Origin of the sequence: Pseudomonas abieticivorans (genome assembly GCF_023509015.1) — a bacterium.
In the GTDB taxonomy this organism is placed as follows: domain Bacteria; phylum Pseudomonadota; class Gammaproteobacteria; order Pseudomonadales; family Pseudomonadaceae; genus Aquipseudomonas; species Aquipseudomonas abieticivorans.
In genome coordinates this window covers 5,207,664-5,223,977 of record NZ_CP094975.1, presented here as the reverse complement: position 1 = coordinate 5,223,977, position 16,314 = coordinate 5,207,664, and the positions used below count along the sequence as shown (strand labels likewise).

Here is a 16,314-nt window from a genome sequence, read left to right as displayed (position 1 = left end):
CTGACACCCCAACCCAACAAGCCATGGCACCTTGACCTGTTAGATCGAGCGGTCAGCCAGCCGCATTGGTACTCAAAGGCACCATCCACCGCGCCAATACCCCGCGCTGCAACAGCCAGCCATCAATCGAAAATTTGCCCGCCCCGGTCAACATCACGCCGCCAAACACCACCAGCAGCATCATCACGTACTCCCAGCCGCCGCCACCGGGCGAGGCCCAGGCATAGCCGCGGCTCCATTCGCCGCCAAACCCCAGGGTGGCCACCAGGAAATAGACCAGGCTGACCGCAGCCCCTAGCCTTGCAAACAACCCGAGCCCTACGCTGATGGCCGAGGCCAGCTCGATCAGCCCACCCAGCACCACGAACAACGCGGCGCCCTGAGTAATGCCCAGGCCCTCAAAGCCGTGCTCCAGCGTGTGAAACGAACCTAAACCGGCAAAGATTTTTTCGCTTGCATGGCACAACTCATTGAGCCCGAAACACAGGCGCACGAGGGTCATCTGCCACAGTAGCCTGCCCAGCCATGCCCCTTGCCGGCTTTGGTTGCGGCGCGTGTCACTGACCACGCAATCGATAAACTGCAACAGCAAGGGGATGGCCGTGAAGCTTGCGGCCCACACCAGCACCTGCGCGCCGTTCATGGCGCCCACGCGCCAGCCGATCAGGAACGCCAGCAGCGAGATGAGGTAACCGACGGTGAATACGCGCGGGGTGATCAACACCGCCGAGACCAGTGCCAGTGCCAGCCACAAGGTGCTGGACCAGGCGGCAAAATCCGGCAGCGTGTGGTCGATCAAACTGCAATACAGCGCGGCGAAGAGGGTTGCGGTGAGGCCGGTGACGGCCAGCCACGCCGGTGTTCGCGTGGGTTTGAGGAGGTTGTAATCGGCGGCGTAGGCTCCGTCGACGACGGCAGGTTGCACGAATGGAGTGTTCATCGAATGACCTTGGTTGGGAAACCAGGCTCGCCCGGCCACGTAAGCCGGGCGGGCTCCAGTGCTTATGGGAAAGTTGCGGCCAGGTCTTCAGCCAGCTTTTGCTCGGTCAGGTCGGTGGCACCGCTAATGCCCACGCTGCCGACCACCGCACCGTCGTGCTTGAGCACCACCCCGCCCACCGCTGGCAAAATGCCCGGAATGGTGCCGATGGCCAGGTTCTCTTTGCGGGCCAGGTCATAGAAGGTGATGGTGTTGATGGCAAAGCGCGCCGCCGAGGTGGCCTTGGCCATCGAGGCATCCACGCAACCTGCGTAGGCACCCTGCATGCGAGTGAATGCGAGCAAGTGGCCGTCGGCATCGGTAACGGCGATGCAGATGTTCATGTTGCGCGAGGCGGCCAACTGCGTGGCCCGCTCGGCCAATTGCAGGGCGGCGGCGGTGGACACGTTGGGTTGGTTCACCACTTGGGCCGTGGCAGGGGCCTGGGCCAAAGCAAGGGCGGGCAGCAAAGCGGTCAAGGTCAGGGCAGCCAGTGTCAGTGTTGTTTTCATTGTTGAACGTCTCTTGGGTTAAAAATGGGCAACAGTTTCCCTGCCCCGCTGGCGAACACGCAGGTCATGGAAGGGATACGGGTGAAAATCGGCGAGCGGTTTAACCGGGCAGGGGCGCACCGACCAGTGCTGGCACCGCCTCGCGGCTACCGAGTGCCGGCGGCAGTTGCACCTTGTAGATCTTGAACGGCAGTTGCAGGCCGTTGACGCCGCCTGGTCCCCGATTGGCGGCCATGCGCGCGCTCTGTGGCACAGGGATGTACAGCTCGCGTTGGCGCGAGATGAACAGCGCATCGGGGTTCCACAAGCGCGGGTCCTCGACCACCACCCGCAGGGTGCCGTCGGGCGACAACACGGTGACCCGTGGTTTGTCGTATTCGGCCAGGTACAGGTTGCCGGCGCTGTCGATGCCGGTGCCGGTCAAGGGGCCGGTGTCGTAGACAAACTGCACCTGCTCGCCCAGGGCTTTTTCCGTGAGCTGGGTATCGCGCAACCCGGCGGTGGGCACCCGCCACAACGGCCCGCTCAGTGCCTGGTAATACAGCCACTGGCCGTCGGGGCTGATCTCGATGGGGTCCGAATGCACCTGGTGGTCGCTGCCATCGGGCATCAACAGCACCTGGCCGTCTTCGCCGATGGGCCGGCGTTCGGGCAGCATTTTGGTCGACGGGTGATCGGCCAGGCGCCGCACCGAGGCACCGGTGCGCAGGTTGACGACGATGATCGCGCCCAAGCCCGAGTCGGTCACGTAGGCATGCTCGGCGTCCAGGCGCAGGTCGTTGAGGTTGGCTCCCGCCGGCAGCACGCTGGGCGGCAGGCTGATGCTGCGCAGCAGCTTGCCGGTGTGGGTGTCGAACTGCAGGATTTTCTGCGCCGGGTTGATGCCCTGGGGGCCGGCGTCCTCGCCTTGGTCGATGGCCCACAAGGTATCGTCGTCGAAGATGTGGATGGTGTTGACCTTCACCAGTGCCTGGGCGCCGGGCTTGCCGGGCGCCCAGTTATTCCACTGGCCGCCCGGGAATGGCTTGAGGCTGCCGTCGGGCAATACCTGGGCAATGGATGGGGTTTTCTCGAAGCCCGGCCAGCGTGGCAGGCCCACGAACAGGCGCCCGTCCGAGGTCAGCGCCACCGCGTTGCACAACCAGTCAAGGCTTGCGACCTCGGTCAACGGCTGGCCTGCCCGCAACAGCGCAGCCGCATGAGCCAGTGGGCCGCCCGCCAGGGCAAAAGCACCACCGGCGATTACCGAGGCACGGCAGAAATGTCGTCGATTCAGCATATTTTTATTGTCCTTGTGAGGTGAAACGTAAAACCGTTGTGTCAGCGCGCCGGCAAGCCTGGCGCCAGTTTTTGCTCTGGCGCCGCAGCGGCGGCGTCGTCAGGGCGATGCAAGGGCCCGACGATAAACAGGTAGCTGATGAAGGCCCCTGCCGCATTGAGCGCCACATAAATCAAGGCGCCGTTGAACGAGCCCATGGACTGCACCATGTAGCCGATGACCACCGGGGTGACGATGCCGGCCAGGCTGCCGAAGGTATTGAAAATCGCCCCGTTCATGCCCGCGCTGCGCTTGGGCGAGACGTCGGCGATGATCGCCCAGCCCAGGGCGCCCATGCCCTTGCCGAAAAACGCCAGGGCCATGAACACCACCACCAGCGCGTCGGTCTGCACGTAGTTGCACAGGATCATGCTCATGGACAGTGCCATGCCGATGAAGATCGGCAGCTTGCGCGCCAGCGTCAACGACAGGCCCTTGCGCAGCATCCAGTCCGAGACCAGCCCGCCGCTGATGCCACCGATAAAGCCGAAGATGGCCGGCACCGCGGCCAGCAGGCCGGCGTTGAGGATCGACAGGCCGCGCTGCTGCACCAGGTACACCGGAAACCAGGTCAGGAAGAAAAACGTCAGGGTGCTGATGCAAAACTGCGCCAGGTAAATACCCAAGAACATCCGCTGGCCCACAAGGGCCCGGGCGCTGGCCCAGGTGTCACGCCAGTTGTGCGGCTGGCCGGTTTGCGTGGGTTGCTCCTGCAAGCTGGCGCCACCGCTGCGGATCTCGTCCAGCTCCACGCGGCTCAGCGCGCCATGGTTCACCGGCGCCTTGATCCGCACGATGAACACCGCGCCGATGGCGACCCCGACCACCCCCATCACATAGAAGATCCACGGCCAGCCCCAGCGGGTGGAGATCCACGCCAACAAGGGGGTGAACACCACCGCGGCAAAATACTGCGAGGCATTGAAGATCGAGGTGGCGGTGCCGCGCTCAGCGGCGGGGAACCACATCGAGACGATCTTGCTGTTGGCCGGAAAACACGGCGCCTCGGCCACCCCCACCAGAAAGCGCAAGGCAAACACGGCGAAAAACGCCACGCCCACCGGCATCAACGCGACGCTGCCAATGGCGGCAGTCAGCAACGACCAGGCAATGATCGCCACGCCCAGCACCTTGATGCTGCCAAAGCGGTCGATGGCAATGCCGCCCGGTAATTGCAGCAGCATGTAGGCCCAGGCGAACGCCGAGAACAGCCAGCCCATTTCGCCATGGCTCAGGCCCAGTTCCAGGGACACACTGGCACCGGCCACCGACAGCGTGGCGCGGTCGCCCTGGTTGACGATCATCATGATGAACAGCAGCGCGATCACTTCGTAACGGCGATGCTGGGCAATGAAGCGGCGAAGAGAATCTATTTTTTTCATTGTGTTCTCGATCCCGGACAGCAGTGGTCAATCAGCGATGGGTTTCCCGGATGATGGCGTCGGGGCGCTGCTTTATTTCCGGTCGCAGTGCCGTGCCCAAACCAGGACGGGTGGGCGCGGCCGCGAACCCTGCGCTGATCTCGGGCAGGTGGGTGACCAGCTCGCCATACCAGGTGGACAACGACGCCCGCACCACTTCCTGCAATACCGCGGTGGGCGCATGCAGGCCCAGTTGCAACCCGGCGAACAAGGCCACCGGCCCGGTGCAATCGTGGGGCGCCAACGGTTTGTTGTAGGCCTGGGCGAGCGCCGCGATCTTGCGCGCCTCGGTAAAGCCACCACACCACACCAGGTCCAACATCAGGTAGTCCAGGCTGCCGGCGTTGAGCAGATCGCGGTAGGCCACGCTGCCGCCCAGGGTTTCGCTGGCGCAGATTGGCACCCGGGTGCGCCGGCGCAGGTCGGCCAGCGCTTGGGCGTCGTCCATCTTGCACAGCGGGTCTTCGACCCAGTAGGGCTCGAACTCTTCCAGCGCCTGGCAGATGCGCAGCGCCGCCGCGCTGTCCCACAGGCTGTGCAGTTCGCACATGATTTCGATGCGATCGCCCACCGCCTGGCGGATCTGGCGAAAGGCTTCGACCCCTTGGCGTACTTCGGCCAGGCTGATGGTATTGGCACCCGCTTGCCGTGCAAACCGGTCGAAGGGCCAGATCTTCATGGCCGTGTAGCCCTCCTCCACCAGGCTTATGGCCAAGGCGCCGGCGTCGCGGCTGAAGGCCAACTGGTCGTCGTAGGGGCCTTGGGTGCGGTCCGATTCGCCGATTTCACGGCGCGCTCCTTGCTGGGTGTTGAAGTCGTAGCCGGCGCAGGTGTTGTACACCCGGATGCGATCGCGACAGGCGCCGCCGAGCGCTTCGTGGATAGGGATGCCGTGGCGCTGGCCCTTGAGGTCCCACAGGGCAATGTCCACCGCACTGGCGGCGCGGATCTCGGCGCTGGCGCTGTGGTAGCCGACGTAGGGGGTGGTGAGTTCCAGCGAGATGGCCTCGATCTGCCGCGAGTCACGACCGATCAAGCCAGGGGCGATCAGCTCGTGTACTGCCGCTTCAACGGTGGCGGCGCCACGAAAGGTTTCACCGAGGCCAATCAGGCCTTCGTCGGTTTCGATTTCAAGCCATATCAGCTTGGGGCGTTGCGGCAGGCGCAGCGTTCTTACGCAGGTGATCGTCGACATTGTTGTTATTCCCGAGACTGCTTCAGGGGTAATGGTATCGTTACCATTTATGCTTTTAACGCTAATCCTCGAATTGGCGCAAGGCAAGCGCTAATTATCTAAATGAAGGAAAACCGTCAAATGGTATCGATATCATATAGCCGCACCACAGCGTCCCCCCGGGGGAACGCTGTGGTGCGCGCCCGGGGGAAACTCAGGTCAAAACATCAGCCGTGCTCTCGCGCTGCACCAACACAAAGCCAATATCCCTGACCGCCCCAGCACTGCCCTGCCCCTGCAACCGCTCCAGCAACATCTGCGCTGCCGTGTCGCCCATCAGCGCGCCATCGATTCGCACCGTGGAAAGTGCAGGAAAGGTATGGGCCGCAAAACTCATGTCGCCAAAGCCCATCACCGCCAACTGCCCCGGCACTTGAATGCCCCGCGCCGCCGCTTCGGTCAGCACGCCGTGGGCGATGGTGTCGGAGGTGCACACCACGGCCAACGGCGTACCCGGCTCAATGGCTTGTCGGGCAAGCAAGGCGCTCAACCCCACGCGGCCTTGGGCCAGCGTGGGCGTTCCCTGGAAGATCTGCTGGTGCACATCGACAATGCCGCTTTCTGCCAGTGATTGGGTAAAACTGGCCGCCCGGCGCAAGCCGCGTGGGTCGTCCACCGCCAGCAAGGCAAACTGCCGATAGCCTTGGCCGAGCAACTGGCGGGCCACCCCGCGGCCGGCCTGCTCATGGGAAAAGCCCACCAGCATGTCGATGGGTTCCGGGGTCAGGTCCCAGGTCTCCACCACCGGCACCCGGGCGGCGCGCAGGCGGTTGCGGCTGGCGGGCGTATGCAGCGTGCCGGTCAAAATGATGCCGTCGGGTCGGCGGCTGAGGATCACTTCCAGCAGCTCCTGTTCCTGCTCGCGCTCATAGCCCGAAACCCCCAGCAGCACCTGGTAGCCCGCCTTGGCCAGGCGCTCGTTGATGGCCTGGAAAGTGTCGGAGAAGATCGGGTTGGTGACCATCGGCATCACCACCGCCACCAGCCGGCTGCGGCTGGACTTGAGCGCGCCGGCCAGGCGATTTTGCACATAGCCGGTCTGTTCGATGGCGCGCTGCACCTTCAGCCGCGTGGCGCTGCGTACCGTTTCAGGCTGGTTGAGGTAGCGTGACACGGTCATCGGCGCGACGCCGGCCAGGCGCGCGACATCACTCAAGGTAACCGCGCCGCGCGAGGGATCGTTGTGGTCTGGTGGCATGCCCGCCATGGTGTCGTGGGTTCCCGCGCAGGTTAAGAATGCGTTGTGCAGCGGATGCTATCAGGTGCAGCCGCTTCACAGTGATTGCGTTGACGTAAAACCGTCAAAGCGTTTGTGGCGTGGTGAAGTGTCGCACCCCTAGAATCGCCGGGCGTGGCCGTGCCATCCCGTCTGGAACGGGGCCTGAGCACTGCCCGTCCTGCAGCGGCGTACTGCACCGTGAGACCTGAGGAATTCATCAACATGAACAGACGAGACGCCTTGATCTCGCTCGTGCAACTGACTGCACTGGGCGTGGCCGGCACCGCAGGGGCGAGCGTGATCACCGCCCGCACCCCGATGCCCGTGGGCACCCGGCCGGATGCCCTGCCCAAACCGCCGCGCGCAGGCGCCCTGGTGTTTTTCACCGCGCAAGAAGCCCGGGAAGTGGCGGCGATATTCGACCGATTGATCCCCGAGGACGAACTGGGCATGGGCGCCAGCGAAGCCGGTTGCGTGACCTTTATCGATCGCGAGCTGGCCGGCGATTTCGGCCAGGCCGCCAGTGTCTATCGCCTGGGGCCCATCGTGCCCGGCACACCCGAGCAAGGCCCGCAGTTCAAGCAAACGCCAGCCGAGCGTTACCGCACCGGCCTCAAGGACCTGGCCGCTTACTGCCAGGCCCAGCATGGCAAACCCTTCAGCGAACTGGACGGTGACACCCAGGACGCGCTGTTGCGCACCCTGGAAAGCGGCACGCTGAAACTGCCCGCTACCGGGGCTGCCGACTTTTTTGCCCTGCTGCTGCAAAACGTGCGCGAAGGTTACCTGGCCGACCCGATGTACGGCGGCAACCGGGGCATGGTGGGTTGGAAGCTGATCGGTTTTCCCGGCGCGCGCTATGACTACCGCCCCTACCTCAACAAGAAAGGCATGGCGCTGAACATCGAACCGGTGAGCCTGCTCGACAACGCCGGCTAGCGGCGCACCGCCCTCCCCTGCACGCCCCCCATTTTATTGCGAGTCGAGTACACGGCCCTGCACGGCACTCGGCTGCGCGCTACACAGGATTGACCCATGGCAAACGCAAGACCTAAAGCAGACGTGGTGGTGATCGGCCTTGGCTGGTCGGGCTCGGTGATCGCCGAGGAACTGGCCCGCGCGGGCCTGAAAGTGGTCGCCATCGAACGGGGCGCCTGGCGCGACACCGCCACCGACTTTCCGCCGTCTGTGGACACCGATGAACTGCGCTGGGCCACGCGCAAAGAGATCCTGCAACCGCCCAAGCTTGAAACCTACACCTTTCGCAACAACGCCTCGCAGCAAGCGCTGCCAGTGCGCGAGTGGAGCAACCTGACCCTGGGTTATAACGTCGGCGGCGCCGGCACCCACTGGGCCGCAGCCTCCTGGCGCTTCAACCCGTTCGACTTCCAGCCTTACAGCAAAACCATCGAGCGCTACGGCAAGCAGCAGTTGGTGCCCGGCCTGCAAGTCCAGGACTGGGGCATCACCTATGACGAGCTGGAGCCGTTCTACGACCGCTTCGAACGCATTGCCGGCACCAGCGGCCAGGCCGGGGTGATCAAGGGCCAGATCATCCCCGGCGGCAACCCGTTCGAGGGCTCGCGCAGCCGTGATTTTCCGACACCGCCGCTGGTGCCCAGCCGCTGGAATGACATCTTCACCCAGAAGACCACCCAGATGGGCCTGCACCCCTTCCCCGTGCCGGCCGGTACCATATCGCGCGCCTACGTCAACGCCCTGGGCGTGCACATGGGCCCCTGTACTTACTGCGGCTATTGCCAACTGTTCGGCTGCGGCAACTGGTCCAAAAGCAGCCCCAACGCCTGCGTGGTCCCGGCGTTGATGCGCCAGCCCACCTTCGAGGTCATGACCGAGACCGAAGTGCTGCACATCAACAAGGCGCCCGACGGCAAGACCGCCACCGGGGTGACTTTCGTGGGCAAGGACGGCGTGGTGGGCGAGCAACCGGCCGACATCGTCATCGTCGCCGCCTACCAGCTCGACAACGTGCGCCTGATGCTGCTGTCAGGCATAGGCGAGCCGTATGACCCGCGCACTAAAAAAGGCGTGATCGGCCGCAATTACAGCTTCCAGACCCTGTCCTACGCCTACCTGTGGTTTGAGAACGAACACCTCAACCCGTTCATCAACACCGGTTGCCTGGCCATCCAGATCGATGACTACAACGCCGACAACTTCGACCACAGCGGGCTGGGCTTCATCGGTGGCGCAGGCATTCAGTCGCTGTCCAACAACGGCCTGCCGATCGGCATGGCCGGCGTGCTGCCCAAGCAAGCGCCTACCTGGGGCAAGGGTTGGAAAAAAGCCTTCCAGCACAGCTATCAGAACTGGGCGATGGTGCAGGGCCAGGGCACCAGTTACTCCCATCAAGACATGTACTTCGACCTGGACCCCACCTACAAGGACAACTACGGCCGGCCGCTGATGCGCATGACCTTCGACTACAACCTCAACGACAAGCGCTCCGGCGAATTCGTGCGACAAAAATGCGAGGCCATCGCCAAGGCCGTGGGGGGCACGCACATCGAGTCGTACAACTTTGCCGACGACCACTACACCCCGTTCCGCTCCAACGATTCGTCCCACACCATCGGTGGCGTGGTGATGGGCACCGACCCGAACACCAGCGCCCTGAACCGCTACCAACAGAGCTGGGAGGTGCACAACGTATTCGTGCTGGGTGCCTCGTCGTTCCCCAACAACGGCGGTTTCAACCCCACCGTCACCATCGGCGCGCTGGCGCTGTGGACGGCCAAGGCGATCAAGGAACAGTACCTGAAAAGCCCAGGCCCCCTGGTTCAGGCATAAGGACGCACCCCATGAAAAACACGATAATCGCAGGGCTGGCCATCGTCGCGGTGGTAGGTGTGGGCACGGCGCTTTACCTCAATGGCAGCACCCGGGCAGACGATGCAGGCGACAACCAGATCCGCGCGGCAGAGGCCTCTGCGCCGGACCCCGCGGCCATCCAGCGCGGCGCCTACGTGGCCGTGCAGGGTGACTGCGCAGCCTGCCACACAAAGCCTGGCGGCCAGGCGTTTGCCGGTGGTTATGGTTTGCAGACGCCGTTTGGCGTGATCAACTCGACCAACATCACCCCAGACACCGACACCGGTATCGGCAGCTGGACCGAGCGTGATTTCATGCGCGCCGTTCGCCATGGCAAACGCAAGGACGGGCAACTGCTTTACCCGGCCATGCCCTACAACGCCTACGTGAACATGAGCGACGGCGACCTGCATGACCTCTGGGCCTACCTGCGCTCACTGGCCCCGGTCAAGCAAGCACCCGAGCCAAACACCCTGGGTTTCCCGTACAACATTCGCCTGGCCATGCTGGGCTGGAACCTGCTGTTCTTCAAAAACGCAGGCTACGTGGCCGCGCCCAAGCAATCGGCGCAATGGAACCGCGGCCGCTACCTGGTCGATGGCGCAGGCCACTGCGCCGCCTGCCATACCGCCAAGAACGCCTTGGGCGGCGACACCTCGGCCTACCTGCAAGGCGCCGACCTTTTGGGCGGCCATGCACCGGAAATCACCAACGACCCGCACCTGGGGCTGGGCCATTGGAGCGGCGAACAAATACAGCAATACTTGAAGGTGGGCAGCAACCACCAGGCCGTGGCTGCCGGCGCCATGGGCGAAGCGGTCGAGCATTCGACGCAATACCTCAATGACGCGGACCTGGCCAGTATTGCCCTGTACCTCAAATCCCTGCCAGGTTCCGGCACGCAAGCCCCGGCCGCCCTGTCGGCCAACAGCCCGGTGATGCAGCGTGGTGCCCACGTCTACGAAACCCACTGCATGGCCTGCCACAACGTGCAGGGCGAAGGCATCAACGGCATGGTGCCGGCATTCGCCGACAACCCAGGCATGCGCGCCAGTAGCGGCGCAGGCCTGATCAGCGCGGTGCTCAAGGGCGGCCGCGCGGCGGCGACCGAAGGCAACGTGACGGCTGCGGGCATGCCTTCGTTTGGCTGGAAGTTAAATGACGGGGATATTGCGGCGGTACTGACCTATGTGCGTAATAGCTGGGGTAATGCGGCGCCTGGGGTTAGCGCGCAACAGGTGGCCAAGGCGCGGGCGGCGTTGGAGGTGGGGCCAGTGATGGCGGGGCCCGGCTAATGGGCAGCAGCGGCGCGAGGCCCCGTTTTGCCAAGTGGTTGCGAAAAACATGGAATTATGACTGTAATACCTAAGTCATCCCTCTCGTGGAGTTCACCATGAAATACGCAGCCTTCGGCAAGACAGGCCTCAAGGTGTCCCAAGTCGCCTTGGGCACCGGTAACTTCGGTACCGGCTGGGGCTACGGCGCCGACCCCGCCGCCAGCGAAGCGATTTTTAACGCCTACGCCCAAGCCGGCGGCAACTTCATCGACACGGCAGACATCTATCAATTCGGGCAATCGGAGACACTGCTCGGCACGTTGCTTGAGGGGCGACGCGAGGAATTCGTGCTGGCCAGCAAGTTCACCAATGGCGCGGCCGCCGAGGCCAATCGGCTGGTGACAGGCAACAGCCGCAAAGCCATGGTGGCCTCGGTCGAGGCCAGCTTGAAGCGCCTGAACACGGATCGGATTGATATCTACTGGGCGCACCACCCCGATGGTGTGACGCCCGCCGAAGAGCTGGTACGCGGCTTTGAAGACCTGGCACGCGCCGGCAAGATCCTCTACGCGGGCCTTTCAAATTTCCCCGCCTGGCAACTGGCCCGCGCGGTGACCTTGGCCGAGTTGACCGGCGCGGTGCCGATTGCAGCCGCACAGTTCGAACACAGCCTGGTGCATCGCGAGCCCGAGGCGGATCTGTTTCCCGCCTGCCAGGCACTGGGGCTGGGCGTTGTCACCTGGTCACCACTGGGCGGCGGCATGCTGACCGGCAAGTACCGGCAAGGTGAAAAAGGCCGCGCCGAAGGTTTTGGCGGCCGGGTGTTCCAGGCGGAAAACTCAGCCCAGCGCACGCAGGTACTCGACACGGTGCTAGCGGTGGCCAAAGAACTGGGCGTTACCGCAGGCCAGGTGGCCATCGCCTGGGCCGGTACCCACGGCGCGACTCCCCTTATCGGGCCGCGCACGGCAAGCCAATTGAACGACAACCTGGGCGCCCTTTCGGTGGCGTTGTCTTTGGAGCAGATTGGCCGGCTGGATGCGGTGAGCCTCCAGGTGGAGGCCGCCGCAGGCAGGGTACCGAAGGCGTGGGCATAGTGGCCGGACAAGCTGGCCGCAAGGCATCCCCTATAAAGGCGGTGGCTGTACATGCTTGAACTCAAGCCCCTGGCTGTGGGTAATCTGCCAGGGGTTGGCAGTGCCCTGTTCACTGAACTCCACGTTTTCAAAGCGTGAGTCTTTCAATTCCTCGATGCGGACTTTGCCCTGCCCGCTGAAGCGCACGCGCTCAAAGGCCAGGCCTTGGTGGAACACCGGGCCGTGGCTATCGCCTTTGACCTGGATCGCCATGCCCCGGGCATTTTCGACAGTCACGTCGCTGACTTGCACGTCCCTGAATTGCCCGGAGACCGCTGAGCGCCGGTAATCGAGCTTGGCATTCGGGTCGTTGTAGTCGAGGGTAAAAATGAAAGCCTGCTTGACCGTGTTGCGCAGGGCCGAATCGCGGAAGATGACCTGCCTTGCACCGCCGCCCATGAACGTGGTGCTTTTCATGCGCAGCCCGGCATCGGTGCCGTCCGCGACATTGTCCTCTGCCAGGATGTTCTGAATCCAGGCGCCCGTGTGGCTGCCGGCAACCACCATGCCATGGCCCCTGGCGAAGTAATTGTTGAAGATCCAGGCATCTTCCTGAGGTTTTTGATGCACCGCATCGGCGCCGGTACCGGCCGCGAAGTTGACACAATCATCACCGGTGTCGAACACGTTATTGAAGACCATCGCCCCTTTGCTGTTGGCAAACTCGATACCGTCACCGTTGTTGGCGTCGTAGGTCCTGAGGGTGGCATTGGCCAACACCACGTTTTCGGATTCCAGGTTCATGATCCCGTGATACGCCGGGTTCTGCAGGGTAAAACCACCGTAGAACACGTTCTTCACATGGCGCAGGGTGATCAGCGACGAGCGCATCTGCCCGTAGGCATCTTTGACATTCATGCCCCGTGCCACCGCCTGCTCGACCTGAGCCTTGGCCAGGATGCCGTCCTGTGGGTAGCGCGTGTTATCGCTGGGGAGGTAGAACGGCGTGGGCTGGCCACGTTCGTCCACGCCATCGGCGCCGCGCTTCCAACCATTACCGTCAAGGGTGCCCTTGCCCACGATGCGGATGTTTTCGAACGCCTGATGCTGGCGTGGGTCGCGTGGCAAGGCATTGATCAGCGAGGCCGGGCGCACGGTGGTCGAGTACGGATATTGACGGTAACCGGCCAGCGGGTAGTCTTCGGCACGCTGCGAACCCAGCAGCGTCGCGCCTTCGGCGATTTCCAAGGTCATGTTACTTTTGAGGTACAGCGCGCCGCTCTTGTACACGCCTTTGGGCAGTAAGACTTTGCAACCTGGGGTACACGCATCGATGGCCCGTTGGATGGCCAGGGTATCGAGATGGGTACCGTCCCCCTTCGCACCGTACTGTTTCACGTCAAACAGCGCCGCAACCCGCGTGGTGCGCTGCACCAACGCCTGGCTGTCGGCAGATTCCTGGCCGTCGGCGCCCACCGCGCGCACGGTGAAACGGTACTCGGTATCGGGCTTGAGCCCTTGGGCGGTGTAGCTGTGCAGGCCGATGCGGTAGTGAAAGTGCCGGGTGTCCTGGGCGTAAAAGTGGTCGAAGTAAGGCTTGGCTGGCGAGACGTGGTCGTTGTTGGCATTGCTGCTGCCCAGCAACACGCCATTGGCGTAGACCCGGTAATCCTTGATGTCGGCATGGGCCGGCGGCTTGTCCCACACCAGGATGACCTGCTGATCATCGACCGCCAGGGTCGGCACTTGCAGGCGCGTCGGCGCTTGCAGCGCCCAGGCTTGCATACTGCAACTCAAGGCCAGGGCGACCAGCAACGGTCGCGCCAGACGGTACGTGGAGGGTGCCACGGCACAAGGTTCACACGGCATTAAAAACTCCTTGGGCTCAACCAGCACGCTGTTGCTCGGTTTCGTGGCTGAAATCACGGCTGGCCTGCACTAGCATCCGGGTGTAGGCATGAGTCGCCAGCCCTTGGCTGAGGGCCTGGCTGTCGAGCAACTCGACGATCCTGCCTTGCTGCATCACCGCCACCCGATCACACAAATGCGTCACCACACCCAAGTCGTGGGTCACCATCAGATAGGTGAGCTTTTCACGCTGGCGCAGGTCCGCCAGCAGGTTGAGGATTTCGGCCTGCACCGAAACATCCAACGCCGACGTCGGCTCGTCGAGCAGCAATACCCGGGGCTGAAGAATCAACGCACGGGCAATCGCCACGCGCTGGCGTTGGCCCCCCGATAATTGATGCGGGTAACGATAGCGGTAACTGTCGTTCAAGCCGACTTTGAGCAAGATCTCGTGGATGCGGTCGTCCTTGTCGCTTACCCCGTGAATCACCAGCGGCTCACGCAACGCGGTGTCGACCGTGTGGCGCGGGTGCAGGGAGCCATAAGGGTCTTGAAACACCATCTGCACATGCTGGAAGTGGCTCTTGGGCGGGGCGTGCTGCAGCGCGACACCGGCAATGCTCAACTCGCCGCTCCAGTGCCGATATTGCCCGGCCAGGCAACGCAGTACGGTGGTCTTGCCCGAACCGGACTCCCCCACCAGGCCAAAGGACTCGCCATCGGCAACGCTGAGGCTGACATCGTGCAGCACTTGGTTAAGGCTGGGCCCCGAGCCAAAGCTGAGGTCAAGTGCACGTGCGTGGATCATAGGCATGGTCATTTCCTCAGCAAGTCAGCCAGAGTGGGTCGCGTTGCAGCACGGGCAGGCGCTCGCGGCGATTGTCCATGCTCGGCAGCGCCGCCAGCAGGCCACGGGTATAGGGGTGTTGGGCATGTTTCAGGTCACAGGCGGCCAGTGATTCCACCACCCGCCCGGCGTACATGACCAGCACTCGGTCACAGTAGTTGCGTACCAGGTTGAGGTCGTGGCTGACAAATATCAGCCCCATCTCCTGCTGCTCGACCAGCTCCTGGAGCACGCTGAGTACTTGCTGGCGCACCGAGACATCCAGGGCCGACGTCGGCTCGTCGGCAATAATGATTTCGGGGCGGGTGATGACCATCATCGCGATCATGATGCGCTGGCCCATGCCACCGGAGACTTCATGGGGGTACAGGTCGTAGACCCGCTGCGGGTCGCGGATATGCACCTTCGCGAGCATCTCCAGGACCCGCTCCCGGGCCTCGGCGCGGCTGGCCTTGTGGTGGGCCAGGTACGCCTCGGCGATTTGCTGGCCCACCCGCACCACCGGGTTCAACGAATACTTGGGGTCTTGCATCACCATCGAGATGCGCTGACCGCGGATCTTCTGCATGACCTTTTCGTTGGCCGACAACAGGTCGACATCACCGAACTGCATGGCCTGGGCGGTGATGCGGGCGCTGCCAGGGTGCAGCTTGAGCAGGCTGCGCCCCACCGTCGATTTGCCCGAGCCAGACTCGCCAACGATGGCCAGCTTTTCGCGCCCCAGGGTAAAGGACACGTCCCGTACCGCATGGGTTTGCTTGTGACCATTGACGAAGCACACATTGAGCCCTTCGACCTTCAATTTGATTGCAGACATATAGCCTCCGGTTACTCGCTGCGCGGATCGAGAATATCCCGCAGGCCATCGCCCAGCAGGTTGAACGCCAGGCTCACCAGCATGATCGCCGCGCCTGGTACCGCCACCAGCCACCAGCACTCGAGCATGTAGCGCCGGCCGGTGGAGATCATTGCGCCCCACTCCGGCGAGGGTGCCTGTGCCCCAAGGCCAAGAAAGCCCAAGGCGGCAGCGGTGAGAATGATGCCGGCCATGTTCATGGTCAGGCGGATAATCACTGAGGACAGGCACATCGGCACAATGTGCCGCACAATGATTCGCGATGACGAAGCGCCCTGCAGCTGCACCGCCACCACAAAATCTGCGTTGCGCAGTGCCAGCGTCTCGGCCCGCGCCAAACGCGCGATCGGCGGCCAGGACGTCAAGGCGATGGCCACCACCGCATGCTCCAGGCCAGGGCCCAGCGCGGCAATGAACGCCAGCGCCAATACCAGGCTGGGGAACGAAATGAAGATGTCGGTCAAACGCATGAAAACCGTGTCTACCCAGCCACCGAAGTAACCGGACACCGTGCCGATGAACAGGCCGATGGGGCCCACGATCACCGTGACCAATGTGATGATGTAGAGGGTGATGCGTGAGCCGTAGACCAGCCGGCTGAAGATATCGCGGCCATATTCGTCGGTGCCGAACCAGTGGGCGGCACCCGGTGCCTGCAGCGCAGTGGCAAGGTTCTGCGCCACCGGATCATGGGTGGCGATCCAGGGCGCGAAGGCGGCGACCACGACCAACAGCATCGCGACCAGCAACCCGGCCAGGGTCATGGGGTTACGCACCAGGTGGCGCAGCACTTTCAAAGCGCTTTTGCAAAGCGCGTCGAAGCTGGAGCCTGGGCTATGGTCCAGCCGCCGCTGGGCACTGGAATCGGAGGGAGACACGTCGGCAATCATGAGCA

14 protein-coding genes are annotated in these 16,314 nt (G+C 63.4%); 4 read left to right on the top strand and 10 right to left on the bottom strand.

The window, feature by feature from the left end; genetic code table 11:
• Positions 1-52: 52 nt before the first annotated feature.
• From L9B60_RS23815 to L9B60_RS23790, 6 genes are all read right to left on the bottom strand, one after another.
• Positions 53-940 carry a DoxX family protein gene (locus tag L9B60_RS23815; RefSeq protein ID WP_249673421.1) on the bottom strand — a complete coding sequence of 296 codons (888 nt, stop codon included), beginning with the start codon at positions 938-940 and terminating at the stop codon, positions 53-55.
• A 62-nt stretch (positions 941-1,002) separates the two neighbouring features.
• The gene (locus L9B60_RS23810) at positions 1,003-1,491 is read right to left on the bottom strand and encodes a GlcG/HbpS family heme-binding protein (protein WP_249673420.1); all 489 of its coding nucleotides are present in this window, start codon (positions 1,489-1,491) and stop codon (positions 1,003-1,005) included.
• Between the two features lie 100 nt (positions 1,492-1,591).
• Positions 1,592-2,770 (bottom strand): L-dopachrome tautomerase-related protein, encoded by a 1,179-nt coding sequence (locus L9B60_RS23805; RefSeq protein ID WP_249673419.1) that lies wholly within the window; start codon positions 2,768-2,770, stop codon positions 1,592-1,594.
• Between the two features lie 41 nt (positions 2,771-2,811).
• On the bottom strand, positions 2,812-4,191 hold the full coding sequence (locus L9B60_RS23800; RefSeq protein ID WP_249673418.1) for an MFS transporter: 1,380 nt from the start codon (positions 4,189-4,191) through the stop codon (positions 2,812-2,814).
• A 31-nt stretch (positions 4,192-4,222) separates the two neighbouring features.
• Positions 4,223-5,425 carry a mandelate racemase/muconate lactonizing enzyme family protein gene (locus L9B60_RS23795; RefSeq protein WP_249673417.1) on the bottom strand — a complete coding sequence of 401 codons (1,203 nt, stop codon included), beginning with the start codon at positions 5,423-5,425 and terminating at the stop codon, positions 4,223-4,225.
• A gap of 193 nt (positions 5,426-5,618) precedes the next feature.
• The gene (locus L9B60_RS23790; RefSeq protein ID WP_249673416.1) at positions 5,619-6,671 is read right to left on the bottom strand and encodes a LacI family DNA-binding transcriptional regulator; all 1,053 of its coding nucleotides are present in this window, start codon (positions 6,669-6,671) and stop codon (positions 5,619-5,621) included.
• 234 nt (positions 6,672-6,905) lie between these two features.
• Between L9B60_RS23790 and L9B60_RS23785 the strand changes: the two genes are divergently transcribed.
• The 4 genes from L9B60_RS23785 to L9B60_RS23770 all read left to right on the top strand — a co-directional run bounded on the left by L9B60_RS23785 (position 6,906) and on the right by L9B60_RS23770 (position 11,889).
• Complete coding sequence (locus L9B60_RS23785) at positions 6,906-7,622, top strand: gluconate 2-dehydrogenase subunit 3 family protein (RefSeq protein WP_249673415.1); 717 nt, start codon at positions 6,906-6,908, stop codon at positions 7,620-7,622.
• Positions 7,623-7,718: 96 nt separating this feature from the next.
• Positions 7,719-9,494 (top strand): GMC family oxidoreductase, encoded by a 1,776-nt coding sequence (locus L9B60_RS23780; protein WP_249673414.1) that lies wholly within the window; start codon positions 7,719-7,721, stop codon positions 9,492-9,494.
• A gap of 11 nt (positions 9,495-9,505) precedes the next feature.
• On the top strand, positions 9,506-10,810 hold the full coding sequence (locus L9B60_RS23775) for a c-type cytochrome (RefSeq protein ID WP_249673413.1): 1,305 nt from the start codon (positions 9,506-9,508) through the stop codon (positions 10,808-10,810).
• 98 nt (positions 10,811-10,908) lie between these two features.
• Positions 10,909-11,889 (top strand): aldo/keto reductase, encoded by a 981-nt coding sequence (locus L9B60_RS23770; protein ID WP_249673412.1) that lies wholly within the window; start codon positions 10,909-10,911, stop codon positions 11,887-11,889.
• A 30-nt stretch (positions 11,890-11,919) separates the two neighbouring features.
• Here L9B60_RS23770 and L9B60_RS23765 read toward each other — a convergent pair whose 3' ends face one another.
• Genes L9B60_RS23765 through L9B60_RS23750 form a run of 4 tightly spaced genes read right to left on the bottom strand, consistent with a single transcriptional unit; the run spans position 11,920 to position 16,309 of the window.
• Positions 11,920-13,737, bottom strand: coding sequence for a glycoside hydrolase family 28 protein (locus L9B60_RS23765; RefSeq protein WP_249673411.1), 1,818 nt, complete (start codon positions 13,735-13,737; stop codon positions 11,920-11,922).
• 16 nt (positions 13,738-13,753) lie between these two features.
• Positions 13,754-14,530 carry an ABC transporter ATP-binding protein gene (locus L9B60_RS23760; protein WP_249673410.1) on the bottom strand — a complete coding sequence of 259 codons (777 nt, stop codon included), beginning with the start codon at positions 14,528-14,530 and terminating at the stop codon, positions 13,754-13,756.
• Positions 14,531-14,540: 10 nt separating this feature from the next.
• Complete coding sequence (locus tag L9B60_RS23755; RefSeq protein ID WP_249673409.1) at positions 14,541-15,380, bottom strand: ABC transporter ATP-binding protein; 840 nt, start codon at positions 15,378-15,380, stop codon at positions 14,541-14,543.
• A gap of 11 nt (positions 15,381-15,391) precedes the next feature.
• On the bottom strand, positions 15,392-16,309 hold the full coding sequence (locus L9B60_RS23750; RefSeq protein ID WP_249673408.1) for an ABC transporter permease: 918 nt from the start codon (positions 16,307-16,309) through the stop codon (positions 15,392-15,394).
• Between the last annotated feature and the right edge of the window lie 5 nt (positions 16,310-16,314).

Bases quoted from the DNA above. Each gene is read 5' to 3' on its own strand.
- L9B60_RS23815 (WP_249673421.1), bottom strand. From the start codon at position 940: ATGAACACTCCATTCGTGCAACCTGCCGTCGTCGACGGAGCCTACGCC.
- L9B60_RS23810 (WP_249673420.1), bottom strand. From the start codon at position 1,491: ATGAAAACAACACTGACACTGGCTGCCCTGACCTTGACCGCTTTGCTG.
- L9B60_RS23805 (WP_249673419.1), bottom strand. From the start codon at position 2,770: ATGCTGAATCGACGACATTTCTGCCGTGCCTCGGTAATCGCCGGTGGT.
- L9B60_RS23800 (WP_249673418.1), bottom strand. From the start codon at position 4,191: ATGAAAAAAATAGATTCTCTTCGCCGCTTCATTGCCCAGCATCGCCGT.
- L9B60_RS23795 (WP_249673417.1), bottom strand. From the start codon at position 5,425: ATGTCGACGATCACCTGCGTAAGAACGCTGCGCCTGCCGCAACGCCCC.
- L9B60_RS23790 (WP_249673416.1), bottom strand. From the start codon at position 6,671: ATGGCGGGCATGCCACCAGACCACAACGATCCCTCGCGCGGCGCGGTT.
- L9B60_RS23785 (WP_249673415.1), top strand. From the start codon at position 6,906: ATGAACAGACGAGACGCCTTGATCTCGCTCGTGCAACTGACTGCACTG.
- L9B60_RS23780 (WP_249673414.1), top strand. From the start codon at position 7,719: ATGGCAAACGCAAGACCTAAAGCAGACGTGGTGGTGATCGGCCTTGGC.
- L9B60_RS23775 (WP_249673413.1), top strand. From the start codon at position 9,506: ATGAAAAACACGATAATCGCAGGGCTGGCCATCGTCGCGGTGGTAGGT.
- L9B60_RS23770 (WP_249673412.1), top strand. From the start codon at position 10,909: ATGAAATACGCAGCCTTCGGCAAGACAGGCCTCAAGGTGTCCCAAGTC.
- L9B60_RS23765 (WP_249673411.1), bottom strand. From the start codon at position 13,737: ATGCCGTGTGAACCTTGTGCCGTGGCACCCTCCACGTACCGTCTGGCG.
- L9B60_RS23760 (WP_249673410.1), bottom strand. From the start codon at position 14,530: ATGCCTATGATCCACGCACGTGCACTTGACCTCAGCTTTGGCTCGGGG.
- L9B60_RS23755 (WP_249673409.1), bottom strand. From the start codon at position 15,380: ATGTCTGCAATCAAATTGAAGGTCGAAGGGCTCAATGTGTGCTTCGTC.
- L9B60_RS23750 (WP_249673408.1), bottom strand. From the start codon at position 16,309: ATGATTGCCGACGTGTCTCCCTCCGATTCCAGTGCCCAGCGGCGGCTG.